Source organism: Sphingomonas sp. RS6, from assembly GCF_054489705.1.
In genome coordinates this window covers 1-411 of sequence record NZ_JBTMWM010000028.1, presented here as the reverse complement: position 1 = coordinate 411, position 411 = coordinate 1, and the positions used below count along the sequence as shown (strand labels likewise).

Genomic DNA, 411 nt, shown 5'->3' with positions numbered 1-411 from the left:
CGCCGGTGAAGCCGGGCGCGGTTTCGCGGTGGTCGCCGATCTCGTCTCGGCGCTGGCGATGCGCGCCGAGGAAGAGGCCGGCCGCGCTCGCGATCAGCTCACCGCGACGCAGTCCGATATCGGCGCGGCGGTCGGCATGGTCGAAAAGGTCGATGGCGCACTCGCCAACATCGCCACCGATGTGGGCGAGGTGCATCAGTTGCTCGGCACCATAGCGACCGACAACCAGGCCCAGTCGACCGCGATCACCCAGATTTCGACGGCGATCGGAACGATGGACCAGTCGACCCAGCAGAATGCGGCGATGGTCGAGCAGACCTCGGCCGCCGCGCGCAACCTCACCTCGGAAGTCGCGTCGCTCGCCGACAAGGCCGCGCGCTTCGACATCGGCAGTGGCCAGGCACGCACCAT

General features: G+C 68.4%; 1 protein-coding gene. It reads left to right on the top strand.

Annotated elements, in window-relative coordinates:
- A partial coding sequence (locus ACX40Y_RS18215; protein ID WP_459120989.1) for a methyl-accepting chemotaxis protein occupies positions 1-411 on the top strand: 411 nt, incomplete at both ends.